The 24,248-nt window shown below is 59.4% G+C and carries 27 protein-coding genes and 1 pseudogene; 11 read left to right on the plus strand and 17 right to left on the minus strand.

The window, feature by feature from the left end:
* Positions 1–7: 7 nt before the first annotated feature.
* From HU764_RS07650 to HU764_RS07660, 3 genes are all read right to left on the minus strand, one after another.
* Complete coding sequence (locus tag HU764_RS07650) at positions 8–1,006, minus strand: Gfo/Idh/MocA family protein (protein ID WP_186681188.1); 999 nt, start codon at positions 1,004–1,006, stop codon at positions 8–10.
* 302 nt (positions 1,007–1,308) lie between these two features.
* Entirely contained in the window at positions 1,309–2,133 is an 825-nt protein-coding gene (locus HU764_RS07655; protein ID WP_186681186.1) for a shikimate dehydrogenase family protein, read from the minus strand.
* 160 nt (positions 2,134–2,293) lie between these two features.
* Positions 2,294–3,724 carry an MFS transporter gene (locus HU764_RS07660; RefSeq protein ID WP_099454718.1) on the minus strand — a complete coding sequence of 477 codons (1,431 nt, stop codon included), beginning with the start codon at positions 3,722–3,724 and terminating at the stop codon, positions 2,294–2,296.
* Positions 3,725–4,086: 362 nt separating this feature from the next.
* On the opposite strand from HU764_RS07660, the gene HU764_RS07665 reads away from it, so the two are divergent.
* The 5 genes from HU764_RS07665 to HU764_RS07685 all read left to right on the plus strand — a co-directional run bounded on the left by HU764_RS07665 (position 4,087) and on the right by HU764_RS07685 (position 8,969).
* Entirely contained in the window at positions 4,087–4,881 is a 795-nt protein-coding gene (locus HU764_RS07665; RefSeq protein WP_027592714.1) for an IclR family transcriptional regulator, read from the plus strand.
* A gap of 5 nt (positions 4,882–4,886) precedes the next feature.
* Positions 4,887–5,687: a 2-keto-4-pentenoate hydratase gene (locus HU764_RS07670; protein WP_186704076.1), complete on the plus strand. Its 801-nt coding sequence runs from the start codon at positions 4,887–4,889 to the stop codon at positions 5,685–5,687.
* A gap of 3 nt (positions 5,688–5,690) precedes the next feature.
* On the plus strand, positions 5,691–6,584 hold the full coding sequence (locus HU764_RS07675; protein ID WP_186681180.1) for a fumarylacetoacetate hydrolase family protein: 894 nt from the start codon (positions 5,691–5,693) through the stop codon (positions 6,582–6,584).
* 16 nt (positions 6,585–6,600) lie between these two features.
* Positions 6,601–7,296: a hypothetical protein gene (locus HU764_RS07680; RefSeq protein WP_186681178.1), complete on the plus strand. Its 696-nt coding sequence runs from the start codon at positions 6,601–6,603 to the stop codon at positions 7,294–7,296.
* Positions 7,297–7,739: 443 nt separating this feature from the next.
* Complete coding sequence (locus tag HU764_RS07685) at positions 7,740–8,969, plus strand: OprD family porin (protein ID WP_225935702.1); 1,230 nt, start codon at positions 7,740–7,742, stop codon at positions 8,967–8,969.
* A 208-nt stretch (positions 8,970–9,177) separates the two neighbouring features.
* On the opposite strand, the gene HU764_RS07690 is transcribed toward HU764_RS07685, so the two are convergent.
* From HU764_RS07690 to HU764_RS07710, 5 genes and pseudogenes are all read right to left on the minus strand, one after another.
* The gene (locus HU764_RS07690; protein ID WP_085273057.1) at positions 9,178–9,357 is read right to left on the minus strand and encodes a hypothetical protein; all 180 of its coding nucleotides are present in this window, start codon (positions 9,355–9,357) and stop codon (positions 9,178–9,180) included.
* A 54-nt stretch (positions 9,358–9,411) separates the two neighbouring features.
* Positions 9,412–9,627 carry a hypothetical protein gene (locus HU764_RS07695; protein ID WP_225935623.1) on the minus strand — a complete coding sequence of 72 codons (216 nt, stop codon included), beginning with the start codon at positions 9,625–9,627 and terminating at the stop codon, positions 9,412–9,414.
* An 85-nt stretch (positions 9,628–9,712) separates the two neighbouring features.
* Positions 9,713–9,919: a DUF6434 domain-containing protein gene (locus tag HU764_RS07700; RefSeq protein ID WP_186704074.1), complete on the minus strand. Its 207-nt coding sequence runs from the start codon at positions 9,917–9,919 to the stop codon at positions 9,713–9,715.
* A gap of 90 nt (positions 9,920–10,009) precedes the next feature.
* Positions 10,010–10,195: a hypothetical protein gene (locus HU764_RS07705; RefSeq protein WP_186704073.1), complete on the minus strand. Its 186-nt coding sequence runs from the start codon at positions 10,193–10,195 to the stop codon at positions 10,010–10,012.
* A gap of 335 nt (positions 10,196–10,530) precedes the next feature.
* A pseudogene (locus HU764_RS07710) lies at positions 10,531–11,576 on the minus strand (alpha/beta fold hydrolase).
* Between the two features lie 210 nt (positions 11,577–11,786).
* Here HU764_RS07710 and HU764_RS07715 point away from each other — a divergent pair.
* Together HU764_RS07715 and HU764_RS07720 are read left to right on the plus strand one after the other, a co-directional pair.
* Entirely contained in the window at positions 11,787–12,140 is a 354-nt protein-coding gene (locus tag HU764_RS07715; protein ID WP_085273059.1) for an SH3 domain-containing protein, read from the plus strand.
* Between the two features lie 417 nt (positions 12,141–12,557).
* On the plus strand, positions 12,558–12,752 hold the full coding sequence (locus HU764_RS07720) for a hypothetical protein (RefSeq protein ID WP_186704072.1): 195 nt from the start codon (positions 12,558–12,560) through the stop codon (positions 12,750–12,752).
* A 132-nt stretch (positions 12,753–12,884) separates the two neighbouring features.
* Here HU764_RS07720 and HU764_RS07725 read toward each other — a convergent pair whose 3' ends face one another.
* Entirely contained in the window at positions 12,885–13,790 is a 906-nt protein-coding gene (locus tag HU764_RS07725; RefSeq protein WP_186704071.1) for a LysR family transcriptional regulator, read from the minus strand.
* Positions 13,791–13,888: 98 nt separating this feature from the next.
* On the opposite strand from HU764_RS07725, the gene HU764_RS07730 reads away from it, so the two are divergent.
* Positions 13,889–14,650 (plus strand): sulfite exporter TauE/SafE family protein, encoded by a 762-nt coding sequence (locus tag HU764_RS07730; protein ID WP_027592702.1) that lies wholly within the window; start codon positions 13,889–13,891, stop codon positions 14,648–14,650.
* Position 14,651: 1 nt separating this feature from the next.
* Here the strand turns inward: HU764_RS07730 and HU764_RS07735 are convergent, their stop codons facing one another.
* From HU764_RS07735 to HU764_RS07750, 4 genes are all read right to left on the minus strand, one after another.
* Positions 14,652–16,076 carry a GGDEF domain-containing protein gene (locus HU764_RS07735; protein ID WP_186704070.1) on the minus strand — a complete coding sequence of 475 codons (1,425 nt, stop codon included), beginning with the start codon at positions 16,074–16,076 and terminating at the stop codon, positions 14,652–14,654.
* A 138-nt stretch (positions 16,077–16,214) separates the two neighbouring features.
* On the minus strand, positions 16,215–18,044 hold the full coding sequence (locus HU764_RS07740) for an SLC13 family permease (RefSeq protein WP_186704069.1): 1,830 nt from the start codon (positions 18,042–18,044) through the stop codon (positions 16,215–16,217).
* Positions 18,045–18,184: 140 nt separating this feature from the next.
* Positions 18,185–18,571 (minus strand): glycine zipper domain-containing protein, encoded by a 387-nt coding sequence (locus tag HU764_RS07745; protein ID WP_027592699.1) that lies wholly within the window; start codon positions 18,569–18,571, stop codon positions 18,185–18,187.
* A gap of 74 nt (positions 18,572–18,645) precedes the next feature.
* The gene (locus HU764_RS07750) at positions 18,646–18,834 is read right to left on the minus strand and encodes a hypothetical protein (protein WP_085273060.1); all 189 of its coding nucleotides are present in this window, start codon (positions 18,832–18,834) and stop codon (positions 18,646–18,648) included.
* A gap of 224 nt (positions 18,835–19,058) precedes the next feature.
* Here HU764_RS07750 and HU764_RS07755 point away from each other — a divergent pair, with 224 nt between their 5' ends.
* Positions 19,059–20,219, plus strand: coding sequence for a GGDEF domain-containing protein (locus HU764_RS07755; RefSeq protein WP_186704068.1), 1,161 nt, complete (start codon positions 19,059–19,061; stop codon positions 20,217–20,219).
* A gap of 1 nt (position 20,220) precedes the next feature.
* Here the strand turns inward: HU764_RS07755 and HU764_RS07760 are convergent, their stop codons facing one another.
* Positions 20,221–20,523, minus strand: coding sequence for an RcnB family protein (locus HU764_RS07760; RefSeq protein WP_027592696.1), 303 nt, complete (start codon positions 20,521–20,523; stop codon positions 20,221–20,223).
* A 114-nt stretch (positions 20,524–20,637) separates the two neighbouring features.
* On the opposite strand from HU764_RS07760, the gene HU764_RS07765 reads away from it, so the two are divergent.
* Positions 20,638–20,988, plus strand: a complete 351-nt coding sequence (locus HU764_RS07765) for a hypothetical protein (protein WP_085273062.1) — start codon at positions 20,638–20,640, stop codon at positions 20,986–20,988.
* A 32-nt stretch (positions 20,989–21,020) separates the two neighbouring features.
* Complete coding sequence (locus HU764_RS07770; RefSeq protein WP_186681163.1) at positions 21,021–21,842, plus strand: class I SAM-dependent methyltransferase; 822 nt, start codon at positions 21,021–21,023, stop codon at positions 21,840–21,842.
* Here the strand turns inward: HU764_RS07770 and HU764_RS07775 are convergent, their stop codons facing one another.
* The 3 genes from HU764_RS07775 to HU764_RS07785 all read right to left on the minus strand — a co-directional run bounded on the left by HU764_RS07775 (position 21,843) and on the right by HU764_RS07785 (position 24,207).
* Positions 21,843–22,610 carry an SDR family oxidoreductase gene (locus HU764_RS07775; RefSeq protein WP_027592693.1) on the minus strand — a complete coding sequence of 256 codons (768 nt, stop codon included), beginning with the start codon at positions 22,608–22,610 and terminating at the stop codon, positions 21,843–21,845.
* Positions 22,611–22,633: 23 nt separating this feature from the next.
* The gene (locus tag HU764_RS07780; RefSeq protein ID WP_186704067.1) at positions 22,634–23,701 is read right to left on the minus strand and encodes a phosphotransferase family protein; all 1,068 of its coding nucleotides are present in this window, start codon (positions 23,699–23,701) and stop codon (positions 22,634–22,636) included.
* A 188-nt stretch (positions 23,702–23,889) separates the two neighbouring features.
* Entirely contained in the window at positions 23,890–24,207 is a 318-nt protein-coding gene (locus HU764_RS07785) for an SCP2 sterol-binding domain-containing protein (protein WP_085273065.1), read from the minus strand.
* Positions 24,208–24,248 lie beyond the last annotated feature (41 nt).

Below are 24,248 nucleotides of genomic sequence, written 5' to 3' on the forward strand. Positions count from 1 at the left end.
CAGGGCATTATAGGGTGATGGGGGCGCCACCCAGGCGATCTGACTCATAGGCCGCCTCGATGATGCGCATGACGCGGTGCATGGTTGCTAACCTGGCGCCTGTATAAGCAACGTCTCGGTCAGGCGCGAGGATGTCGGTTACGAAGTTGTCGTAATACACGTCAGAGTTCAAGCTCATGTGCAGGTCACTTGCCTGCCCGGACGCGTCGACCAGTCGCAAGCCGTCAGCGGTAGAGCGCGCATAGAACTGATCAGTTGACATTGAAAATGAATACTCCCGCTGCTCGGGTGTATTGGCGGGATAATTGTACCCCGTTTCGATAGTGCAGATGCAGCCACTCTCGGTCACCAAAGTCATCAACGAGCCGATCTCTACTGCTGTCAGTAACGAATCGCGATACATCACTGCCGACACGCTGCGAATCGCCTCTCCGGAGATTTCCTCAACCAGATCGACGAAATGAGGGGCGAGATTGATCGTGCATCCGCCCCCCGATCGTTTTGGCTCAAGCATCCAAGAGCAACTGTTAGCCAGGTAGCGTCCAGGCGGGCCAGCGTTGAATCGAAACGCCAGGGTTCTCCACTTGGCTTCACTCTGCCTGGCTTCTTGTTTTAGGCGGTTCAGTAATTCACTGTGCCTCCATATCAACGGCACCGCCACGAACAGACCGTTGGCTTCGGTGCGTTGGTAAAGGTCCAGCACCTCATGCTGGGTTAGCCCGCAAGGCTTTTCCATCGCGAAGGGGACCTTTTGCTCGATCAATGCCTCGCCCATGGCATACAGCTCATCATGCGGGCCAAAGGCGAAGGCAAAATCAGCTTCCTCGTTTTCCAGCAGGGTTTCCCAGTGATCGTAAAGTTGCGCTCCGAAACGCTGGGCGAGAGCGGGACCCCGCGACCCCGTTGCGTCGGACACCGCCGTGACCGTTACATCAGGCAAGCGCTCAAGCGCATCGAGATAGAGCGGGGTGTGCCAGTGGCTGACTTCTAGGAGAACGACTTTCAAACATCCACCTTTATAAATAAGTATGTTTGACAAACCTGCGGTGCCATGGAGGTTACGGATCGAACCGCGAAAGAATAGCGCGCAAGCGACATTTTTGAGGTTGCAAAACAGCCTATCACGACCCTGTTATGAACGGAAGTAAGTTACGTTTTGGTAGGGCGCTGAGCGCTGTGCCGGCGCTGTGGAGCAATAGCAGTCGGCGTGAGGGGTGCGCGCATGCCGAAAGCATGCGCATCGTAGAATGTTCTGATTGGAGTGATGAAGAGGGTGAGGGCTGGCAGTCAGGGGAGGGGTATGGGAGGCTACAATCCCGTCGAGTAACGGCGCTCGATGTCTTCAAAACCCAAGAAACTAAGAGCCAGCAAGGCCTGGCCTACGTGCATGGGCTGGCCGTCAAGGGTTTTGCATCCGCGTGTTTGTGCCTCAATTAATAAAGCGGTCGGCTCGGCTCGAGTGATGATGTCGACCACCACCGTGGCTGGGTTCAGCAGCGTTGCTTCTATTGGCATCGGATCATCAGGGTTCATGCCAAGCGGGGTAGCATTGATAACGATGTCATGACCTGTAGGATCTGGAGGCCCTGCTTGTACGTTGCACGCCCCTTCTTTGCCAGCGATTTGCGCCAAGTCAGCGGCGCGGAGCGGATCCAAATCTGAAATGGTCAGTGAGCGGGCGCCAGCAGCGGCAACGGCGAAAGCGATGGCCCTTCCCGAGCCCCCTGCTCCGACCAGGAGAACTGATTTCCCGTGTAGAGAAACACCCTGACGCTGCATGCCCAGTACGCAGCCGAGCCCATCGAACACGGCTCCCTCCCAGCGACCGTCCTTGTCGCAGCGAACCACATTGATTGCGCCGATCTGGCGCGCGGTAGGGTGAAGAATGTCTACGACTTCAAGCATGGTTTGCTTGTGCGGCATGGTGACCAGTAGTCCGGCGAGGTTGCGGATTGTGCGCGCGCCTTTTACGAACTCGGCCAGGCCCTGCGTACCGACCTCCAATGGAATGCAGACGGCGTCAGACTGTGCTTCGGCGAATAGCCTATTCAGCAGCATTGGCGATTTGGCGCTCTTGAGCGGATCACCTATCAATCCATAGATGCGCGTTTTGCCGGTGATGAGTGGATGCATGTGAACCTACTGTAGTTGACGGGGGCACGCCAATTGCCAGCTCGCAGCTGTTGGACTTTCTTGCTGGCGGCGCACACGTTTATCGCCGGGGTGCTTAACGTGCTGCGCAGAGCAACTGCGCAACACGTTGAGAGTGATGAGTCTGGTTGTCAGTCGGGCATCACTGGAGTTGATTTTTGAGCGCTTGATTCGGGGTGCTAGTGCTCGATCTGGGATTGGATTTTTCCCGCAGCAGTTCGTACTCCTCCTTCGACATTGGCACAGCGTCGGGGTCACCCAGTTCGCTCAGGCGAATACGGAACGTTTCGCGGGTAGTAAACGCCGCAATGGCGCAGATGGCACAGATACCGAAAGTCAGCGCTCCAATTTTCAGAGGGATATTTTCGGTGCCAGGCGGCGCAACCGATACGAACAGGGCTGGCAGAAATGCAGTGCATGCCACGCCGATGTTTTGACCGATGGCCATACCAGTGACGCGTACCCGTGTGCGGAACAACTCAGGGAACATGCTTGGGAAAACACCATTGAAACCTTGGTAGGCCACGCCCCACATGAGAAGCGAGAGAATCAGAGACAGCCAGAGATTGTGGATGCTGATTGCATAGAGGTACCCAAACGACAAGAGACCGCCGCAGAGCACGCCCACGATCACCGGGGGGCGACGGCCAATTCTGTCAGAGAGTTTACCGACGAATGGGATAAGTATCACAGCGCACAAATTGCCCAGGACAGGAATCCACATGAACAAGCCGGAGGGAAAACCAATACCGTAAGCAGGCTGGACTGCATAGGTGGCGCCGAACACGGAGGCGAGGATTGCAAGTACTGCAGAGAGTGCCATGCAGATGACGCGCAACACATCCTTCCAGCTTTCGGTGAGTACCTCGACTACTGGCAATTTACGAGGTTTGTCCTGTGCTCGCGCCTCAGCGAAGACTGGGGCCTCATGTACTTCGCGGCGGATGATCCATCCGACCACAAGCACCACAGCGCTGAGCAAGAAGGGAATTCGCCAGCCCCATGACGCAAACTCATCCGCAGGCATGAATTGGGCGAGTGGCAGGAAAACCCCCGCCGCGAGCAGTTGCCCAGCTTGCACGCCTTGAAGGGTAAAGCTTGCGAAGTAACCACGGCGCCCGTCAGGTGCATGCTCCATGGTCATAGAGCTTGCGCAAGACACTTCACCGGCAACCGCGAACCCTTGGATCAGACGCAAGATAATCAGTATTGCGGGAGCCCACACGCCGATCTGCTGGTAGGTCGGGAGTAAGCCAATGCACATGGTCGAGAAGCCCATCAAGAACATGCAGTAGACCAATACTGTCTTGCGGCCATGGCGGTCACCCAAGTGCCCTAGCACCACTGCTCCTATAGGTCGTGCGATATACCCAACGCCGAAGCTAGCGAGTGAAACGATGATTCCTACGGTTGGATCGTCCGTTGGAAAAAACAGTTGCGGGAAAAGCAGGGCAGCGGCAGTCGCATAAATGAAAAAGTCGTAGTACTCCAACGCCGAGCCGATCCAGCCGCTAGCTGCGGCCTTCCTTGACTGACGCTTGGGGTGTGGATCGCTCGGGATGCCATGGCTCATGAAGTGTCTCCGGTACCGTAATTTTGTTATTGTAACGTCGTTCCATTTGTAATGTTGTTCCCGAGCATTGCCTTTGTCAAGCGTGCTGGCACGGTTCAGGTTCATGAGTCGGCCGCCCTTAGGCCGGCTGTTCGCGAGCCATTCATGGTTTGAGGGAGTGGAAGGCCCGCCAGCGTGAATGCAGCCTCATCGCTGTACTTCTAGTGAGTCGGGTATAGATAAGCAGTTGGGGAGGGGGCAAGCGACTGAACGTATTTGCGTTGACTTGACGATCGCGTGATGATTACTATTGTAACTGTGTTCCAGATAGAACGGCGTGACATTTTCGTCGGCGCTGCTCAAAACCAGCTGAGAATAATTCCATGAGAGTCGTTAAAGGTGCTGTTGATCGTTGCCTTGAGGCTATCGAGCTGCTGGCTCGTGAGGCCCGCTGGATGCGAATGTCCGATATTGCAGGTGAATTGGGGATGGAAAAGGGGCCTGCGCACCGTGTGCTTGCACAATTGGTGGAGCAAGGGTGGGCCGAGCAGGATGAGGCGACATCCCAATACCGTCTGACACTCAAATTGGCGCTTTTGGGGCAGCGTTATCTGAACGGCATCGGCTTGCCGGAGCTTGTTCAGCCGATCATTGAGAATGTAGCGTCTTTATCCCATGAGCTGGTACGCCTAACGGTCGTATGCGAGGGCGGTTTGTCCTGGCTGGCCTCGGCTCAAGGCGCTGCACCTGGGTTGATGTACTCGCCCGCCATGGATCAGCCTATCAATCTGTACACCACCGCTAATGGCAAAGCCTGGCTTGCATCTATGCCTGACGAGCAAGCTGTCGAGATTGCTATCCGCGACGGTTTGGGCAAAGACCAGGGTACAGGCAAGGGTCCTCGGGCTATCAATACTGTCGAACGCTTACTTTCCGACTTGGCGGCGACCAGAGCACGGGGCTACGGACTCGTTGTGGAAGAGGCTGAGGCCGGCGTGTGGGCAATCGCGGTTCCGGTGAGGCTCATTCCATCTGGAATTGTGGTCGGGACCATGAGTATCGCCGGTCCGGTGTTGCGCATGCATCCAGACCGCTACGAGGATTTGCATGCATTGCTCGAGGATGCTGCGAACAAGCTCGGTACGGTATGGCCTCGGCAATCCAGTGTGCAGGGATGAAGTGCATGGATAAGTTCAGTCAATCAGCCGATGCGCCTGAATCCATCCTTCTGCAAGCCGCCGCGCACCTCGTGAACGCACGCCAAACGGGTAATAAATTAGATGCCCTGCCATGCAATGAGATTTCACTGAGCCTAGAGCAAGGCTTCGAGATACAGCAGCATGTCGGTGTGCTGGCCGGGAAAAAAGTGGGCGGATGGAAATGCGCATTGCCCAAGCCCGGCAAGTGGATAGTCGCGCCTATCTACACCGATAGCATCGTGAGCTGCGACCAATACTCCCTGGGCTCCGCAACTTCCAAGGTGCGAATCGAACCTGAGCTTGCATGCGTGTTAGGGGCCGGCCTTCCTGCCCGCGCGGCGCCTTACACGGCCGACGACATAACGCGCTCTATCAGCCAGGTACACCTTGCGCTGGAGGTGATCGACAGTCGGTACACCGATCCGCAAAAAGTTACGTTTGAGCAGTTGCTGGCTGACGGGTTGTTCAACCAGGGGCTAGTCCTGGGGGCACGTGCCGTTTCACTAACCTCGAACAATTTGCCCACTCACCTTGATGTAACGCTTAGTCATCCGGGTGGCGAGCCTGTGAGCGTTGCCGGCACTCACCCGGATCATGACCCCGTCGCACCGATCGTCTGGCTTGCAAATTTTCTTTCTGCACGGGGCATTGATCTGCAAGCGGGTCAGGTCGTGATCACCGGCTCCTATGCAGGGGTACTCGAAGTTCCCACTCACCAGCCGCTGGACATCCAGTTCGGCGAGGCAGGTTCACTGTCTGTCTTTTTTTCAACGCTTGAGGAGTAACGTATGCGCTTGGTTCGTTTCGGTTTGCCTGGACAAGAACTGCCTGGAATTTTGGATGCTCAAGGACAGGTCAGGGATCTCACTGGCATTGTCGATGACATCGATGCAGCGGCGCTGTCGCCGTCCAGCATCGAGAAGCTGCGCGGTGTCGACATTGAGCGTCTGCCGTTCGCGCCTGCTGGATCGCGTCTGGGGCCGTGTGTGGGCAGTGTGCCGAACCTGATCTGCATCGGCCTCAATTATTCTGACCACGCCGCCGAGACCAACACGCCTATTCCGAGCCAGCCTGTTGTATTCAATAAACACACAGGCTCTATCAGCGGTGCAAACGACCCTGTGATTCTGCCGGGTGATGCGAAGAAGCTCGACTGGGAAGTTGAACTGGCCATCGTGATTGGTTCACCCGCCTGGCACGTAGAAGAAAGCAAGGCGCTGGATCATATCGCCGGATACTGCCTGGCTAACGATGTCTCCGAACGCGCCTATCAGCTTGAGTACGAAGGGCAATGGACCAAGGGTAAGAGCAGCTTTTCCTTCGCGCCACTTGGCCCTTGGTTGGTGACTCGCGATGAAATCGCCGATCCGCAGAACCTCGACCTCTGGCTGGAAGTGAACGGCAAGCGTTATCAGAACGGTAACACTCGGACCATGATTTTCAGTGTCGCGCACATCGTTTCTTACCTGAGCCGTTTCATGCCGCTCATGCCGGGTGATGTGATTATCACCGGGACACCACCAGGTGTTGGGCTTGGACAGAAACCAAATGTGTTTCTCAAGGCGGGTGACGTCATGCGCGTAGGGGGCACAGGGCTGGGCGAACAGTCTCAGGCGGTAGTGCCGTATGTAGCGGAAATGGGAGCTGCCTGGGTTGCGGGCCGTCATCCAAATGTTGATTAATGCCGGAGAATAAGACATGAGCTTTGCAGGAACAGGCGTGGTTGCAATTTGGCATGATCTTATGCCCGACGCGCGGGATGAGTTCTACGAATGGCATAACCGTGAACACATGCCAGAGCGCGCGGCGATTCCGGGATTTCAGCGGGGGCGACGATACATCGCGCTCGATGCTGGGCCTGCCTATTTCAATCTGTACGAGGCTGATTCTGTCGAGGTGCTGGGGGGGCCAGATTATCTGGCTCGCCTAAATGCGCCGACGCCATGGACACAGAAAGTCGTGCAGTCATACCGTAATGTCGCCCGATCAATTTGCGACGTTCATTACACGGCCGGTGTGGGTAATGGCGCTTATTTGGTGACCCTGCGCTTCAATGTCGCCGTCGAGCGCTACACGGACGTTCTGCAAGCATTGCGCGATCGAATGTTGCCCCCGCTGGTCGACGCACAAGGGATCACCGGTGTCCACTTCTGCACCGCTGATGAAGCCGTCAGCAAGGTTGAGACTGCGGAGAAGAAGGCCCGATCAGAGGGCACTGAAATTCCATCCTGGATCATCATGATCGAAGGTTGCGCCGCTGACTATGTCGGGCATATCAGAGAGCGACTGGTCGCGGAGTTGAGCAACCTGCTGGACGACCCTGAGCAGCAGCTCGCCACCACGCTTTACCAACTGGAATACACCCGCTGCAAGACACCTTCCAGCGCGGGTTGAGATTTGCTGACCTGCAGCGACACTGCAGGTAGTGCTTGATCGTTTTCCTCTTCTGGGCGCGCCTCGCCAAGTGCCATGCGCTTTGTCTTTGGCGTGCTCATTTTTCGACTTTATAGAGGGTACTGGGAGTTTGGCTTGCGCTCACGAATTGAGGGGCTCGGCCGTCGCCGTCTGCTGGATGTCGCAACAATAGCGCGCCAGCGCTCAGCCACGCGCTGCGCCACGGAGGCGCGGCAATAAGCCTGAGATTATGCAGGCTTGCGCTATTCATTGAAACGGAAGAACCCTCTGCTTAAAGGGGGCGTCAAATAATAGAAAGCGTTGTACAAAACCTCGTTGAATGAATACTCGGCGTGACAAGCTGCGTTTATATTGAATGTCTGTGATGGAAATAATAAGAAATGAAAATCCGCGCATCCGAATATATTTACAATAACGCAAAGATGTTTTTTGTTCTGCCGTTTCTCAGTACGGCAGTCTGCGTGCAGGCAACCGAGGCTGGATTCATAGGGGAATCAACTGCTGCGCTGGCACTACGTAATTTTTACATTAATCGTAACTTTGTCAGCGACGCTGCCACTCAAGGCAAAGCAGAAGAGTGGAGTCAAGCTTTTATCATGAGTTATAAGTCGGGCTTCACCCAAGGGCCGGTGGGCTTTGGCGTTGACGCCCTGGGGCTGTTCGCCGTGAAGTTAGACAGTGGGCGTGGCACCCGAGGAACACAATTGCTGCCCATTCATGATGATGGCCGCGCGGCCGATGATTACGGGCGTTTGGCAATTGCAGGTAAAGCGCGGTTCTCTTCTACAGAGCTCAAGGTCGGCGAATGGATGCCTACGCTGCCAATCTTGCGTTCAGATGACGGCCGGTCGTTACCCCAGACGTTCCGCGGTGCACAGATTACTTCTCGAGAAATCGAAAATGTTACCCTCTACGGCGGGCAATTCCGTGCTAACAGCCCGCGAAATGATGCCAGCATGGAGGATATGTTCCTCGCGCAGAAACCGGGCGTCACCTCTGATCGGTTCAACTTCCTGGGTGGCGAGTATACGTTCAATGACAAGCGGACGATGCTCGGCGTGTGGGGGGCTGAGTTGAAAGATATCTATAGTCAGCAGATGGTGCAGCTCACCCATAGCCAATCCGTTGGCGACTGGACGCTGGGTGCCAATTTACAATGGTTCACTGGTAAGGATGAGGGGCGATCTCTGGCGGGAGATCTTGATAACCGTACAGGGTCTGGGTTGTTTTTCGCCAAGTATGGTGCAAACACATTTTATATCGGGTTGCAAAAGGTCTCTGGTCAGGACGGTTGGATGAAAGTCAACGGCACGTCGGGTGGCTCACTGGCCAATGACAGCTTTAACTCTAGCTACGAAAATGCTAATGAGCGCTCTTGGCAGTTGCGACATGATTATAATTTCACGGCACTGGGCGTGCCCGGGCTGACCCTTATGAACCGGTACATCAAGGGTAGCGGTATCCATGTGGGTACTGAGAATGACGCCGAGGAGTGGGGCAGGGAGAGTGAACTGGCTTATGTTTTCCAGTCTGGCGCGCTTAAAGACCTGAACGTCAAATGGCGAAATTCGACACTGCGTCGAGCGTGGGGGACTAATACCAGTTTCAATGAAAACCGCCTAATCATTAACTACCCGCTTTCGTTGTTTTGATTTGCGTAAAGCAGTGGGCGTCATTCGAGAAATGAACGTACAAAATGGATCCGCGATCATCTGGCTGTGCGGGTGCTGAGGCAGACAGTTGGATTGATGGTGAGGCCAATTCCCTTTTGTTTGCTCTCGCGAACCGGGGATATCGATTCTGATTTCAACGGGCAAAACAAAGCCCGCCAAGGCGGGCTAGGGCGGTTCCGTCGCAGGGTCAGCGTTGCACTTTTTGCTGTTGCAGGCGCTGGAAACGGGTCACGGCGATCTGCACGGCAGCCGCTACAACGCAGAGCAGGCCGATTTTCCAGCTGCCCTCCAGCCCGAAATGCTCGGAGGCTTTCCCAGCGATGAGTACGCTAAAGAAGATGGCGACAGGCAGGATCAATTTGTTCATTAGGGCTTCCAGCAGAGAACGACAAAAGGCGTAAAGGGCATACGGTTCGGGTCATTAGGCTTGGTTAGCCTTGGCGGAATGCACCGTGCGCACGATCACATCGATCCGATGCCAATTCACGGATTCAGAATCGATGATCATAGGGGATTCCGTTTCACGCAACAGGATAACCTCAAGCCCCTCTGAAAGCCGCCGAACGTCTTCCACGCTTTGAAATGACATCTGCACTTGGCTCGCCCAGCTGTGCCTCAGGCCGAAGAAATGGCCCACGAAGACGCCACCTGGCATTGGTGTATTGCCGCAAGTTACCGAACACATCTGCTTGAGTTAACCCCTCACCCTCAGCGCGCCAAATTCAAAGATGGGTACGTATCCACCCGTCAGCCACGTCGCCGATCGTCAACGGCTCGCCGCTCTTGATCCAGGCCATGAAGGCGCGATCAAACTTGAATGCGCTTCCGCACTCATCCGTCAGGAACCGTCGAACTTTTTGCGTGCTCCGGTAGTGTTTGTCCAGCGGGGTGCTTCTGGTGATCGGCCCTGCGTGCCAGTCAACGCTCATTTCCCTATTCCTGTATGAAGGCATGAGCAAAGAGCTTACCCGCGCAGACACTACAAATCACTCATGCGCTGGCCGCTGGCTGAACAGGGGCTACTGCAAGGTCGGTGGTTTGACCGTGCCCGCCATCTTGCTCAACACCGCCTCTATTCGCGCGATCGACTTCTCAAGGTCATCGGCTTCCTTGTCATAGCCCTCCTTTCTAAATCGATCACGCGATTGTCGCAGGTTGAGCAGGTTTTTTTGCAGTTTCAGGGCCGAGGCGTCGAACGGGTCCATGCTTTTCTCATGCGGTGGGCATCCGTGCCGTTGTAGGAAAATGGGACCGTAGCAGCTCGATTTTGCCGATGAAACTGATGTTTCATACAGGGAAATGCCACTGCTTGGATTTCTCCTACGATGTACGGGTAAAGATCCTACAAACTTCGCATCTGACCGTTTCAAATCGTGTGCTGCATAAGGTTCTCAACGCCCCAGGCTCAAGGGTTTCGAGCAATTTAGATCGCGCCGTCGCCAGCAGCGGTGTAAAGCAGGGCCACCGAACGTTGTGAAACCTTATGTAGCAATTACAGCCCCTGAAGTAGGGGCTGCTGACGCGGGAAACACGTCGGTGACTACAGGTGGTCCGCGTCGATCACTGCTTGAGCGAACGCATCGGGGGCTTCTTGGGGCAGGTTGTGGCCAATGCCGCCACTGATCAGGCGGTACGCGTACTTGCCGGTGAAGCGTTGTGCATAGCTTTCTGCCGGTGGGTGCGGTGCTCCGTTGGCATCACCTTCCAAGGTAATGGTCGGCACACTGATGCTGGGGAAGGTGGCCAGTTTCGCTTCCAGTGGGGCGTAGCGGGCCTCGCCTTGTGCCAGCCCCAAGCGCCAGCGGTAGTTGTGCACGGTGATGGCAACCTGATCGGGGTTGTCCAGCGCCTTGGCACTGCGCTCGAAGGTGGTGTCATCGAAGGCTCACTTGGGTGAGGCGGTCTGCCAGATCAGCTTGGCGAACGCATGGCGGTTCTTGTCGTAACCGGCTTGGCCACGCTCGGTGGCGAAGTAGTATTGGTACCACCATTGCAGTTCGGCACTGGGGGGAGCGGCGCCTTGGCGGCTTCCTGGCTGCTGATCAGGTAGCCACTGACTGACACCAGTGCTTTGACCCGCTCGGGCCACAGGGCCGAGACGATGTCGGCAGTGCGGGCGCCCCAGTCGAAACCAGCGAGCACGGCGTGCTGGATGTGGAGGGCGTCCATGAAGGCGATGACGTCGCTGGCCAGGGCCGAGGGCTGGGCATTGCGTAGGGTCTGCGCTGAAAGGAAGCGGGTCTGCCCATAGCCCCGTACGTACGGCACGAGCACGCGGTAGCCTTTTGCGGCGAGCTTCGGTGCCACCGCCTCGAAACTGTGAATGTCGTAGGGCCACCCATGCAGCAAGATGACCACAGGGCCATCGGCTGGGCCTTGCTCGACATAGGCCACATCGAGAACGCCAGCTTCAACGTGCTTGAGTGGGCCGAAGCGCTCCGCTGAGGTGGCCGTTGCCTGGGCCGGTTCTGACGCAGCCGAGCAGGCGGCAGTCGCCATCAGGCCAAGGGAAAGAAGGGCACAGGCGAGGAGGTGGCGGATGCGGCGTGTTGGGTGGCTTGAAGGTGTCGAGGGGTGGGCAAGCATCGGGCATCTCCTTGGCAAGGCCACAGGTATGGGTTGATGCAAGCCAGTAAAGAGGACCTCTGTATCGAGGGTATGTCCGATTTAGCTGTAGGAAACGTTCTTGTGTATCAGGTCTCAGTTTGTACACATAAAGATACAACCATGCCGTCGCAGCGTGTCAGACCGCTTCTGCTACGATCGATAATTTCCCCCTGGCCAAGGAGAGGCCCTATGCATTACGTCGTGATCGAGCGCCACCGCAGCGAATACCCAAGGCCGATTCGTTTTGCCAAGGGCACGCTGCTGGATATCGGCCCGCGCTATGAAGGCGAGCCGGGCTGGCAGGACTGGTACCTGTGTTCGTGCCCTGGGCAGGAGCCGGGGTGGGTGCCGGCGCAATTGATCGAGCGGTTCAGTGTGGAGAAAGGCAGGGCGCTTGATCACTACTCGGCCCATGAACTGGATGCCGACCCCGGGCAACTGGTGCAGAAGGTGCGCTCGCTCAATGGCTGGATGTGGTGTCGGCGCCATGACGATGATGAGTTCGGTTGGTTGCCGCTGGCAAAACTGGAGCAATTGAGTTGAGGTGGCTCGCGCCGCTGTGCTGATCACTGGCATCTGATCCGCTTTTTTTCTATAAACCTGCATCTGTAACCGTATCAGCCATGGACCGACAATAGGCCCATCCCCGCATCACACTGTAGAGGTTCCGATGGGCAAGCTGACGCTGTTCCTGGGTGGTTTTCTGCTCCTGACCATTCTGATAGGTATTTTGGGCACCATCCCGCCAAGCTGACTTTCACCCGACTCCTTCCTTCGCGGCCCGTCTGATTCGCCAGATGGGCCCACCCGCCTGCGCCCCCGGCTGCCCCGTTCATTCACCATGACTGATCAGTGGTACCTGCAAGTAATTCTCAAGTGCGAATGGCTCGTGTAATCTCCCGCCGCCGTCCTAGGGCCCACGTTGACGGGCCGGACTTTTGCCTTGGAGTCGAAACACACATGGAATGCAAGAAAGGCACTTCAGCCATGCTGGAGTGGCGTAGCCGTTTTCTCGCTGATGGCACGCTCGATGAGAACGCGTACGACGAGGCACTGCGCAGCGCGGGCGCATTGGAACAGGCGGGTGAGATCAGCACGCTTGAGTGGATCGAGTTGGTCAGGCTGGCCAATACAGCGTTGCTGCATGTGCGATAAGTCGTTCTTTGCGCTGGGAAATCTGTCCACAAAAAACGTGGGTAGGTCTGTGGATAAAATGCTGCAAGCCAAGCCGGAAGCGGGCTCTGTTAAATTGAGCAGAATTTGAACAGTCCTTTTGAGCTGTCGCCGTTAGGCCGACAGGCCGGCGCGGCGCAGGGCCTGCAGCAGCTCACGAACCCGCGCGGGCAACTCGCCGGCCGGGTACAGCGCGTGCATTTGAGGGTCTTGGCCGGTGCTTGAGGTCAGGCGGTATTGCGCGCACACCCGCACCAGGCGGCCAGCTTTGACCTGAGCTTCGCCCACCCAGGCCGCAAGGCGGGCGATACCGGCCCCGGCCAGTGTGCTGTGGTACACCGCATCGCCAGAACCCAGCCGAAGCCGTGGCGTTGGGCGCAGGCTGGTGATCTGGCCATCTCGGCAGAAATGCCAGGCTTTGAGTATGCGTGGGGCGGTATGCAGAATCAGTGCATGGTGCTCCAGGTCTTCTGGGTGTTGCGGGTTGCCGGCGCTGGCCAGGTAAGCCGGGCTTGCATACAGATGGCGTTGGTAACCCCACAGCGGATAGCCGATCAGCTCGCTGGATTGCGGAAAGGCGCCGCGCACCACGAAGTCGAACTTGTCCAGCAGCGGGTCCAGGGCGGCATCGCTGTACTGCACGTCCAGGGTCACCTGTGGATGACGCTGGGAAAACTCGGCGAGCACCCGGGGCAGCACATGCTCACCGAGCAATTGCGGCACGGCGAAACGGATCCAGCCTTGGGCGCTACCGCTTAGCGCGGCCAACTCGTCGACTGCATCACGTTGCACATCCAGCAAGCGCTCGGCATGGGGGAGCAGGCGCTCGCCAGCTTCGGTCAGGGTCACCGCGTTGGCGTTGCGGTTGAGCAGTTTACTGCCGGCGTTGTCCTCCAACGTTTGCACCGCTCGGGTTACCGCGCTGGGTGAACGCCCTAGGGCGCGTGCCGCAGCGACGAAGCTGCGCTTGTGGGCGACACTGACGAACGCCTGAATCTCCCGCAGCATGTCCAAGGCCATTGCCTGCTCCTCATTGCAGTTTTCGCAATGTGGCATTTCAACACAAGCGCGGCACTTTGATTAGCCTTGCAGCCTGTCTTACTGCCTGGAGCCGCGTCATGATGGATATCGCTGTACTTTCTGTGTTCGCCTTTGCCGCCGGTTTGATCGATGCCGCCGTAGGCGGTGGCGGGCTTATTCAGATCCCGGCGCTGTTCAACGTGCTGCCCACCGCGCAACCGGCGGCCTTGCTGGGCACCAACAAACTGGCCTCGGTGTGCGGCACTGCCTTTGCGGCTCGCTCGTTCATCCGCAAGGTCACATTGGACTGGGGGCTGATCGTGCCCGCGGCGCTCAGTGCCTTTGTCATGTCGTTTGCCGGCGCCGCCACGGTATCGCTGGTGCCGCCCAGCGTGATGCGCCCGGCCGTGCTGGTGATGATCGTGCTGATGGCGATCTACACGTTCTGCAAAAAGGACTTCGGCACGTTGCACAAGCCCACGCAGATCGGCCGCAAGGAGCAATGCCTGGCGGTGTTGATCGGTGGGGCCATTGGTTTTTACGATGGCCTGTTCGGGCCAGGGACCGGCAGCTTTCTGATCTTTCTGTTCATTCGTTTTTTTGCCCTGGACTTCCTGCACGCTTCGGCTTCGGCCAAAGTGGTGAACATCGCCACCAACTTGGCGGCGCTGGTGTTCTTCGTGCCGTCGGGCAACGTACTGTATGCCATCGCCTTGCCCATGGCGGCCTGCAACATCCTCGGTGCATTGACCGGCACTTGGCTGGCGGTGCGCAAGGGCGCAGGTTTCGTGCGTGGGCTGTTTCTGATTTTGCTGTGCGTACTGATTGCCAAGCTGTCCTGGGATTTGCTGGCCGGTTGAGTCAGACCACCTGGCGCTGTGCCTCGGCCTGTTCAACACAATTGCGGCCATGCGCCTTGGCCCGGTACAGCGCCTGGTCAGCGCGCGCCAGCAGCTCGTCCAGGCTCGGCGCCGGGGTGTCGGCGGCGCAGCCGTCCAGGCCGATGCTCACGGTGATCTGCAGGCGATGGTCGGCGTGCACCACGTGCAGGTCCTGTACGGCCCGGCGCAGGCGTTCGGCAGTGAATTTGGCGCGATCTGGCGCAAGGCCTGGGAGGATCACGACGAACTCCTCGCCGCCCATGCGCGCGAACAGTTCGCCTTCGTGCAACTGGTCTTGCAGGGTGCGGGCGAACTGGCGCAGTACCTGATCACCGATAGCGTGGCCATGTGCGTCGTTGATCGCCTTGAAGTGATCGATATCCAGCATCATCAACGTCAGCGGCAATGCTTGGGCATGTTGCTGGCGGCTGTCGAGTAGTGCATTGGCGCGGCGGGTGAACGCGCTGCGGGTCAGTACCCCGGTCAGGTGGTCGATGGTGGCCTGGTGCGCCAGGCGTGCCATCAGGCTGCGGTTGGCCTGGCTGACGCAGGCCACCACCAGCGGCCCGAGCACCAGCATGGCGATACCTAGGCGCGCCGACATCAGGGTGGTGACCCCGGGTTCGCTCTGCGGCACGCTGAAGTGCATGAGGTTTTGCGCGACTGCGACGATGAGGGTGCTGCCGGCGGTGAGCGTCAGCATCGAGACCAGAAACGGCGGGTAGGTCCAGGCACACCACAGCAGGGCGGCGATCGGGAAGGCAATCGCCCCTGGCCCACCGAAGGCGATGCTGAAGGCCAGCGAGCCAAGCAGCACCAGCAGCGGCGGCAAACGCACTGCCTGGGCGCCACTGCGCACCATCGCCCGCACCGAGGGCGCCGACAGCAGCACCGGTAGCACCAGTACGCCGGTCGAGAACTGTTCACTGAACCAGGCCAGCCAGGTGGCCTGCAGCGATTGCTCGAACCACGGTGCGGCCATCACCGAGGCCAGGCTCGCGGCAACCATTGCGCCAGCGGCGCACGCGGCAAACACACTGAGTACGCCATGCGGGCTGCGCATGCGTCGGTGCACGCGCGGCACGCGTGACAACAACTGCCACACGGTGAACACCATGCCGAGGTTGCACAGGTTGAACCACAACGCCGGCTTCCAGGCGCTGCCGCACAGCAGGTCGGCCAGCACCATGGCCAGCCACACCAGCATGAAGCCGAGGGCGTTGGCCTGGCGGGGGTAGCGCAACAGCACGCCGACCAATACCGCATTCACCGGCCAGAACAGGGAGAGGGACTCGATGGGGCGTGCCAGGATGCCGCCGAGGGTCAGGGCAAACGTGAGGCAAAGCAGCGCGACATAGGGCAACAAGCGCGATTGGGCTGGAAAAACCATGAACTCGACCGGCAAGCGGAAACGAAATCCAGGACAACGGCTTGAAGCACCTGGGGCAATTACGTGTCAGTGTGTTTCGACAGGGTACTTGATGTCAATCTGCCGCGATCCTGCAAGATAATGCCAAATTGCCGGTATCCCCAGTCGATTTCCTTACAAGCCGAAGAACCACGGGACCATCACCACAGTCACCAGCATCACCAGCAAGGTGAATGGCACGCCGACTTTGACGAAATCACCGAACCGGTATTGCCCCGGGCCCAGCACCAGGGTGTTGACCGGTGACGAGACGGGCGTCATGAACGCAGCCGATGCGGCGAGGGCCACGGTCATGGCGAAGGGGTAGGGCGACATGCCCAGTTGCGTGGCCGTGCTGATTGCCACCGGCGCCATCAGCACGGCAGTGGCGGTGTTGGAAATGAACAGGCCGATCACCGCCGTCACGGCAAACAGGCAGGCAAGAATGGCACTGGGGCCGGCCCCGCCCAGCACACTGACCAGCCCGGTCACGGCCAAGTCGATGCCGCCGGTTTTTTGCAGGGCCTGGGCGAACGGCAGCATGCCGACGATCAGTACCAGGCTCTGCCAATGGATTGCCCGGTAGGCGCTGTTCATGTCGATGCACCGGCCTGCGCCCATCAGCAGGCAGCCGATCAGCGCGGCGATCACATTGGGCACCGCGCCGCTGACCATCAGCCCGACCATCACCGCCAGGCTCAACAAGGCCTGCGGCGCGCGAGTGCGGGCCGGGGCGACCTGGTCGATCTCGGCGGGCAAGCTCAGCACCAGAAAGTCGTGCGGTTTGCTCTGCAGTTGACGCACGGCTTTCCAGGGGCCGACCACCAGCAGGGTATCGCCCAGGCGCAGCTTTTCTTCCACCAGTTGCTCTTCGATGGCCATCTGATCGCGGCGCAAGCCGACCACGTTGAGGTCGAAGCGGGTACGGAACGCCAGCTCGAGGACGCTCTTGCCGATCAGCTGCGAGCCGGGTGGCAGCGACACTTCGGCCATGCCCAGTTCCTGCGACTGATCGATGAAGTAGGCCGCCTTGAAATGCAGGGGCTCCAGTTGCATGGTCTGGCACAGGCTGCGCAGGTCGTCGCGGTTGGCGAACAAGTCGAGCAGCAGCACGTCGCCCTGGTGCAGCACGGTATTGGAGTCGGCGGTGATCACCCGTGTGGTGAATTTGTGCTGGCGCTCGATGCCGATCACGTTGGCGCCATGCTTTGTACGCAGCTCCAGCTCGCCCAGGGTGTGGCCAATCAGCGGTGAATGCGGGCGGATGCGCAGGCGCCGCTCGCGGCCGCTGAGCTTGTAGTCCAGTACCAGGTCAAGCAACGTGCGGCGGGTTTCTACCCGGCCGTCCTTGCGCACTTCGCCGTTGAGCCAGTGGCGGGTGAGCAGCATGTAGCCGATGCCCAGCACCAGCACCACCAGGCCGAACGGGGTAAAGCTGAAGAAATTGAAGCCCTGTTCGCCATGGCGCACCAGTTCGCTGTGCACCACCACGTTGGGCGGCGTGGCCACCAGGCTGAGCATACCGCTGATCAGGCCAGCAAAGCTCAGCGGCATCATCAGGCGGCTGGGTGAGAGCTTGAGGCGTGCGGCGATGCTCAGCACCACCGGGATGAAGATCGCCACCACTCCCGTAGAACTCATCACCGACCCCAGGCCCGCCACCGCCACCATCAGCAGTATCAGCAAGCGCGCCTCACTGTTGCCGGCGCGTTCGCTCATCCATTCGCCGATGCGGTAGGCAATGCCGGTGCGTACCAGGCCTTCGCCGATCACGAACAGGGCAGCGATCAGTACCACGTTGGGGTCGCTGAAACCGGCCAGTGCCTGCTCCACCGTGAGGATGCCCGATAACGGCAGGGCGAGGATCACCATGAGGGCGACCACGTCCATGCGCGGGCGGTTGATGATGAAGAGGACGACGACGATGGCCAGCAGGCCGAGGACCCAGAGCAGCTCGTGGTTCATGGGGAGGGGGTGTTCCTTCACACAGGGGCACGGTAGACATTAGCAGCCAGTGTGCCAGCTTGGGATGAAGGGTGTGTTGATGTGTTGCAGGGTTTAAGACGCAAAAGGGGCCGCTATGCGGCCCCTGTTTATCGCCTGGATCAGTGACGGTGACGGTGGTGCTTCTTGCCGTTGTTGTCGCCCATGTGGTTACCGATGGCACCACCGGCCGCGCCACCCAGGCCGGCACCAATGGTGGAGCCGGCAGAACCGCCGACTTTGCCACCGAGCAGCGAACCGCCCGCAGAACCCAGGCCACCGCCGATGGCAGCCTCGGTGCGGTTGCCCTTGCGAGCGCCTACCGCACTGCCGGCAGCGCCGCCGACACCGGCGCCGATGGCAGCACCTGTGCTGCCGCCGATCTGTTGGCCGACAACGTTACCCAGTACACCACCCAGGCCACCGCCAATGGCGGCGGTACCGTCACCGGCGAAAGCGCCCTGGCACAGCAGCAGGCCGAGGGCAAGGGAAGGCAGAGTCAGACGCATGGTACGAACCTCAAAAGGAATCATCAGGTTAAGGTGCCGCGCAGCGGGCGGCGGGTCAGGGTTGCAAAGACGCTTCAGCGGTAGTAGCGGTCACCGCGGTATTGACGGTCGTCGTCGTCATCGTCACGGTCATGCCGATGATGGTGGCCATGGCCACGGTCGCGATCACGCCAGCCATCGTCGTCGTCATGGTAGCGATGGCTGTGGCAGCCAGCAGTCAGCAGGATGGCGGCAATCAGCGAAAAGCTTGCAAGGCGGGTCATCACGATATAGGTCCTTGATCCGCAAAGGTTTACGGGACACTTCCTCAGACTGGGATCGATCCATTTGGTTTCCTGGGCGGGCAAAAAATTGTCCTGCCAGCGATGAGTGGCGTGCTTGCCGGCTGCTGTTCTGTCTCGCTCGGTCATGGCCGAGCCGGCCGTCGGCACCTAGACTGCACGGTAAGCCGCAGCCAAGACGGCAAACTGCCACACGGTGAATCACGATGATCGCCCACACCCCCACGCTGTTCGCCGCGGTCGCCCTGGTAGCGACCATTCTGGCTTTCTGCCTGTTGTTGGTCGGCCGCAGCAACCGCCGCGACAACCTGCTGCTTACCGGCTGCGGGCTGCTGGTGCATGCCTTGGCGTATGTCTGCTACACCGTTTACGCGCAAGCGCCGCTGTGGCTCAGCTATGGCCTGGGCAACAGCTTGCAGTCACTGGCCCTGGCGTTTTATTCGGCCAGCTTGTTCCGGGTGCGTGAGCAAGTGATCCCGTGGCGGCTGATCTTCATCATCCCGGCGTGCATGCTGGTGGGGCTGATGCTGCTGCTCGACACCCTCGAACCACGCATGTTGCTGGCGACGCTGGTGTTGATGCTGCAGTGCTCGATGATCCTGTACTGGGCCAGGCGGTACGTCGAGCGGCCAGGCAGGGCGCACCTGCTGCTGCAGATCGGTGCGCTGATCAGCCTGGTCGGGTTGGGCATGCGCGCCGTGGCGGTGGCCAATGGCACGGCGGTGGAAATGCGCTATGACACCAGCAACCTCAAACAGAGCATTTCGGTGGCGATCGGCACAGTCACGGTGATGATGTATTCCATCGGCCTGGTGTTGATGGCCAAGGAGCGTAGCGAATCGCGCTTGCAGCACTTGGCCTTGCGCGATGTGTTGACCGGCACCTACAACCGCCGGGCGATCCTCGAACGCTTCGGCGTCGAGCTCGACCGCGCCCGCGAGGCGCAGAGCAGCCTGGCCGTGGCCATGATCGATATCGATCATTTCAAGCGGATCAACGACCTGTATGGGCACTTGGCGGGTGACGAGGTGTTGTGCCATTGCGTGCGTCAGTTGCAGCAGCGTTTGCGCCAGGGGGACAGCCTTGGGCGCTATGGCGGGGAGGAATTCCTGCTGCTGTTGCCAGGTACCGACAGAAGCGGGGCGATGGCCGCGCTGCAGGGCTTGCGGGAAGCGATTGCCAACAGCCCCGCGCGTTTTGCCGGTGATGAGATCGAGCTGCGTTTCAGTGTCGGGCTGTGGTGCGGTGTGCCAGCGCCCAGGGACAGCACCTCAAGCCTGCTGGCGCAGGCAGATGCAGCGCTTTATCAGGCCAAGGCCGCCGGGCGCAACACCGTGCACATGGCGGCCTTGGTGCAGGTCAGTTGATTCAGCTGGCCGGGTGGATCGCCAGCACTACCCCATTGGTGATCTGCACCAGCACGTAGTGCTCGCCCATGCGTACCCAATGGCTTTCCTTTTCTGGGGTGGGCAGGCCTTTGGCCTTCCAGTCTTTTACCGTCTGATCATCGCGCTTGTATTGGTCGGGGGCCTTGTCACCCACCTTGAGTTCACGGTTGTGGGTTTCTGGCCCCGTAATGCTTTCTTCGGCGGACGGGGCGGCAGAAGCGGCCAACGGCAGGCAGGGCAGGGCGGCGAGCAGCAAGGCGGGTATCAGGTGATGCTTTTTCATCGCGGTTTCCTTGTGACGGCATGTTCCTACTGCGACAGCAGCATGCGCCCGACAATTCACTCGCGGTGCCCGCCAATGCTAGAGTCGCCTTCTTTTTTGCCCTGAGGATTGAACATGCGAGCGATTCTGCCGATGGCCGCAGTACTGATGCTGGTCGGTTGCGCTTCCGCGACCATGGAAACGGCACGTGGCGGCAAGCCGACCGCGCAGCTCGATTCGCACAAGGCGCCAGAACTGGTTGCACAATGCATTCAGTTCAGCTGGCAGGAAGAGGCGGTGTTCGGGGACGATGCCAGTGGCTACCTGGAGCCGCGCAAGCCGGGTGGTTTCACCGTGTATACCCGCGAGGCCGAGGCGTTCGTGGACGTTTATCCGCAGGCGGGTGGGGCGCGGGTCGATTACTACGCGCAAAAAAATGACGGCGTGGCGCTGCAGCGGCGTGCTGCTGCGGCGACGTGCCTGTAGCTAAACAGTACAAGCAGACAAGGACGTCAACCATGGACCGATCGCTGCAACTCAACCGCACCAGCTGGGACGAACGCGCCCCCTTGCACGCTGCCTCGAAAGATTATGAGGTCGAGCTGCTGGTCGAACGCCCCGCGCATCTTTCCGAGACCGTTCGTTTCGACTTGCCGCTGCTGGGCGATATCAACGGGCTCAACGCCGTTCACCTGCAGTGCCACATCGGCACCGATACCCTGTCGCTCGCGCGCCTTGGCGCACAGGTCTGTGGTCTGGATTTTTCCGCGGCTTCGCTGGCGCAGGCGCGGGCGTTGGCCGAACGCTGCGCAGCGCCAATCGCGTATGTGGAGTCAGATGTCTACGCCGCCGACCAAGTGCTGCCAGCGGGCACGTTCGACCTGGTCTACACCGGCATCGGCGCGCTCTGCTGGCTGCCCCGCATCGAGCCGTGGGCGCGCGCTGTGGCGGCCTTGTTGAAGCCGGGTGGGCGGCTGTTCCTGCGCGATGGCCACCCGATGCTGATGGCCGTCAACGAAGACCATCAGGACCGCCTGTTGATCGAGTATCCGTACTTCGAGCACGAAACCCCGACGGTGTGGCACACCGACCAGACATACGTCGAAACCGACCAGCGCCTCGTCCATACCGAGACCCATGAGTGGAACCACGGCCTGGGCGAGGTTATCAGTGCCTTGCTGGCGCACGGGCTGCAGCTGACCGGCCTGGTCGAGCACCCGAGCATCCCTTGGGAAGCGCTGCCTGGGCAGATGGACAAGGGCGCTGACGGCGAGTGGCGTTTGCGCCACCAGCCGTCACGCCTGCCCTTGAGCTACACCTTGCAGGCGATCAAGGCCTGATCAGGACAGGTAACCACCGTCGACGTTGAGTGCGGTGCCGGTGGTGTAGCTGGAGGCGTCGCTGGCCAGGTACAGCACCGCGCCGGCCATTTCCTTGGGGTCGGCCACGCGCTTGAGCGGGATTTGCTGCAGGGCGGCGTTGAGGATGGCCTCGTTCTTCACCAGCGCCGAGGCGAACTTGGTGTCGGTCAGGCCGGGCAGCAGGGCATTGCAGCGGATGCCGAACGGCGCGCATTCCTTGGCGAAGACCTTGGTCATGTTGATCACCGCAGCCTTGGTTACCGAATAGATGCCTTGGAAGTGCCCTGGCGAAACACCGTTGATCGACGCCACGTTGATGATGCTGCCGCCGCCGTGTTCGCGCATCAGCTTGCCGGCTTCCACCGACATGAAGAAGTAGCCGCGGATATTGACGTCGACGGTCTTCTGGAAGGCGAGCAGGTCGGTGTCCAGCACGTTGCCGAACTGCGGATTGGTGGCCGCGTTGTTGACCAGGATGTCCAGGCGCCCGAACTGTTCGCGTATCCCCGCGAACACCTGCTGAATCTGCTCCATTTCGCCGATATGGCAGGCCACCGCGGTGGCCTTGCCCCCAGCGGCGATGATCGCGTCGGCAACGTGCTGGCAGCCGTCCAGTTTGCGGCTGGAGACAATGACATGGGCGCCCTGCTGCGCCAGCAGATGGGCGATGGCCTCGCCGATGCCGCGGCTGGCGCCGGAAACGAAGGCGATCTTGCCGTCAAGGTCGAACAAGTGGGTCTTGGACATGCTGTTTTCCTTGTTATCTGTCATCAGAGCGTGGAGGTGCGGGTCACCTGCAAGGCCATCTGCTCCAGCAGCCGGTTCATGTGGATGAACTGAGCGAAGCGTTTGTCCTGGGTTTGGCCGTGGTAGTAGCGGTAGTAGATCTGCTGAACGATGCCGGCGAGGCGGAACAGGCCATAGCAATAGTAGTAATCGAAGTTGTCGAGGCGAATGCCGGCGCGCTCGGCGTAGTAGTCGACGAACTGCCGGCGGGTGAGCATGCCGGGCGCGTTACTGGGTTGGCGGCGCATCAGTTGCACGGGCGCCGGGTCTGCTGCCTCGATCCAGTAGGCCAGGCTGTTGCCCAGGTCCATCAGCGGGTCGCCGAGGGTGGCCATTTCCCAATCCAGCACGCCGATGATGCGCATTGGGTTGTCGGCATCGAGTATCACGTTATCGAAGCGGTAGTCGTTGTGAACGATGCCGGGGCGTGGGTGGTCGGCGGGCATCTTGTCGTGCAACCAGGCAATCACGTGCTCCCAGCGCGGGGCATCGTCGGTGATGGCTTTTGCATAGCGGCTTGTCCACCCCTCGATCTGGCGTTGCACATAGCCTTCCGGCTTGCCCAGGTCGGCGAGGCCACAGGCTTGGTAGTCGACCTGATGCAGTTCGACCAGGCGGTCGATGAAGCTTTTGCACAAAGCTTCGGTACTGGCTGGGTCGAGCTTGAGTTCAGCCGGGATGTCCGAGCGCAGGATGATGCCGTTGACCCGCTCCATCACATAGAACTCGCCGCCGATCAGGGTCTCGTCGGTGCAGTGCAGGTACGCCTTGGGGCAGTAAGGGAAGCCACTGTTGAGCTGATTGAGGATACGAAATTCACGGCCCATGTCGTGGGCCGACTTGGCCTTTTGCCCGAACGGTGGGCGGCGCAGCACAAACTCTCGGCCGGGGTAGGTGACCAGGTAGGTGAGGTTGGAGGCGCCGCCGGGGAACTGGCTGATGCTCGGCAAGCCTTCGAGGCCGGGAATATGGGCCTTGAGATAAGGGTCGATGACGGCCGCGTCGAGTTCTTCGCCGGGGCGGACCTGGGTGGACTGATCGGTGAGCGTCATGCGTTTTCCTTATTTTCGTTCGCAACAACTATTGGCTAATCTAATGGCCTGCCGGCGTTGGAACAAGCGTGCCAGCCGTCATATAGGTGAGGGTGTTGCTGATGGATCAATCGCCTTGATGTGATCGGGCAAAAAAAAACCGAAGCCGGTCAGGCTTCGGTTTTTTGATCAATCGGCGTGCCCATCACTCAGGACGGGAACAGCTCGCTGAGTTTCATCGACAGCATCATGTCGCCTTCGACGCGCAGCTTGCCACCCATGAAGGCCTGCATGCCGTCGGTCTCGCCGCTGACGATACCCTTGAGGGTCTCGCTGTCCAGCACCAGGGTGCAGTTGGCGTCTGGGTTTTCGCCTTCTTGGATGTCACACGTACCGTCCTTGATGATCAGGGCGTACTTTTTGTCTTCGTCGGTGATGTCGAAGCCGAACACCAGGTCCAGGCCTGCGGCAGCGGCTGGATTGAACTTTGCTTTCATCGCTTCGACGGCTTTAGCTACATCGCTCATGGCGTAATCCTTATTAAGTTATATTCGCGTCCGCAGGGACA

It is taken from the genome of Pseudomonas kermanshahensis, assembly GCF_014269205.2.
In the GTDB taxonomy this organism is placed as follows: Bacteria; Pseudomonadota; Gammaproteobacteria; order Pseudomonadales; family Pseudomonadaceae; genus Aquipseudomonas; species Aquipseudomonas kermanshahensis.

Bases quoted from the DNA above. Each gene is read 5' to 3' on its own strand.
- HU764_RS07660 (WP_099454718.1), bottom strand. From the start codon at position 3,724: ATGAGCCATGGCATCCCGAGCGATCCACACCCCAAGCGTCAGTCAAGG.
- HU764_RS07655 (WP_186681186.1), bottom strand. From the start codon at position 2,133: ATGCATCCACTCATCACCGGCAAAACGCGCATCTATGGATTGATAGGT.
- HU764_RS07775 (WP_027592693.1), bottom strand. From the start codon at position 22,610: ATGTCCAAGACCCACTTGTTCGACCTTGACGGCAAGATCGCCTTCGTT.
- HU764_RS07670 (WP_186704076.1), top strand. From the start codon at position 4,887: ATGGATAAGTTCAGTCAATCAGCCGATGCGCCTGAATCCATCCTTCTG.
- HU764_RS07665 (WP_027592714.1), top strand. From the start codon at position 4,087: ATGAGAGTCGTTAAAGGTGCTGTTGATCGTTGCCTTGAGGCTATCGAG.
- HU764_RS07720 (WP_186704072.1), top strand. From the start codon at position 12,558: ATGGAATGCAAGAAAGGCACTTCAGCCATGCTGGAGTGGCGTAGCCGT.
- HU764_RS07765 (WP_085273062.1), top strand. From the start codon at position 20,638: ATGCGAGCGATTCTGCCGATGGCCGCAGTACTGATGCTGGTCGGTTGC.
- HU764_RS07760 (WP_027592696.1), bottom strand. From the start codon at position 20,523: ATGAAAAAGCATCACCTGATACCCGCCTTGCTGCTCGCCGCCCTGCCC.
- HU764_RS07780 (WP_186704067.1), bottom strand. From the start codon at position 23,701: ATGACGCTCACCGATCAGTCCACCCAGGTCCGCCCCGGCGAAGAACTC.
- HU764_RS07685 (WP_225935702.1), top strand. From the start codon at position 7,740: ATGTTTTTTGTTCTGCCGTTTCTCAGTACGGCAGTCTGCGTGCAGGCA.
- HU764_RS07770 (WP_186681163.1), top strand. From the start codon at position 21,021: ATGGACCGATCGCTGCAACTCAACCGCACCAGCTGGGACGAACGCGCC.
- HU764_RS07725 (WP_186704071.1), bottom strand. From the start codon at position 13,790: ATGGCCTTGGACATGCTGCGGGAGATTCAGGCGTTCGTCAGTGTCGCC.
- HU764_RS07690 (WP_085273057.1), bottom strand. From the start codon at position 9,357: ATGAACAAATTGATCCTGCCTGTCGCCATCTTCTTTAGCGTACTCATC.
- HU764_RS07750 (WP_085273060.1), bottom strand. From the start codon at position 18,834: ATGACCCGCCTTGCAAGCTTTTCGCTGATTGCCGCCATCCTGCTGACT.
- HU764_RS07730 (WP_027592702.1), top strand. From the start codon at position 13,889: ATGATGGATATCGCTGTACTTTCTGTGTTCGCCTTTGCCGCCGGTTTG.
- HU764_RS07740 (WP_186704069.1), bottom strand. From the start codon at position 18,044: ATGAACCACGAGCTGCTCTGGGTCCTCGGCCTGCTGGCCATCGTCGTC.
- HU764_RS07785 (WP_085273065.1), bottom strand. From the start codon at position 24,207: ATGAGCGATGTAGCTAAAGCCGTCGAAGCGATGAAAGCAAAGTTCAAT.
- HU764_RS07705 (WP_186704073.1), bottom strand. From the start codon at position 10,195: ATGGACCCGTTCGACGCCTCGGCCCTGAAACTGCAAAAAAACCTGCTC.
- HU764_RS07715 (WP_085273059.1), top strand. From the start codon at position 11,787: ATGCATTACGTCGTGATCGAGCGCCACCGCAGCGAATACCCAAGGCCG.
- HU764_RS07680 (WP_186681178.1), top strand. From the start codon at position 6,601: ATGAGCTTTGCAGGAACAGGCGTGGTTGCAATTTGGCATGATCTTATG.
- HU764_RS07700 (WP_186704074.1), bottom strand. From the start codon at position 9,919: ATGAGCGTTGACTGGCACGCAGGGCCGATCACCAGAAGCACCCCGCTG.
- HU764_RS07745 (WP_027592699.1), bottom strand. From the start codon at position 18,571: ATGCGTCTGACTCTGCCTTCCCTTGCCCTCGGCCTGCTGCTGTGCCAG.
- HU764_RS07675 (WP_186681180.1), top strand. From the start codon at position 5,691: ATGCGCTTGGTTCGTTTCGGTTTGCCTGGACAAGAACTGCCTGGAATT.
- HU764_RS07755 (WP_186704068.1), top strand. From the start codon at position 19,059: ATGATCGCCCACACCCCCACGCTGTTCGCCGCGGTCGCCCTGGTAGCG.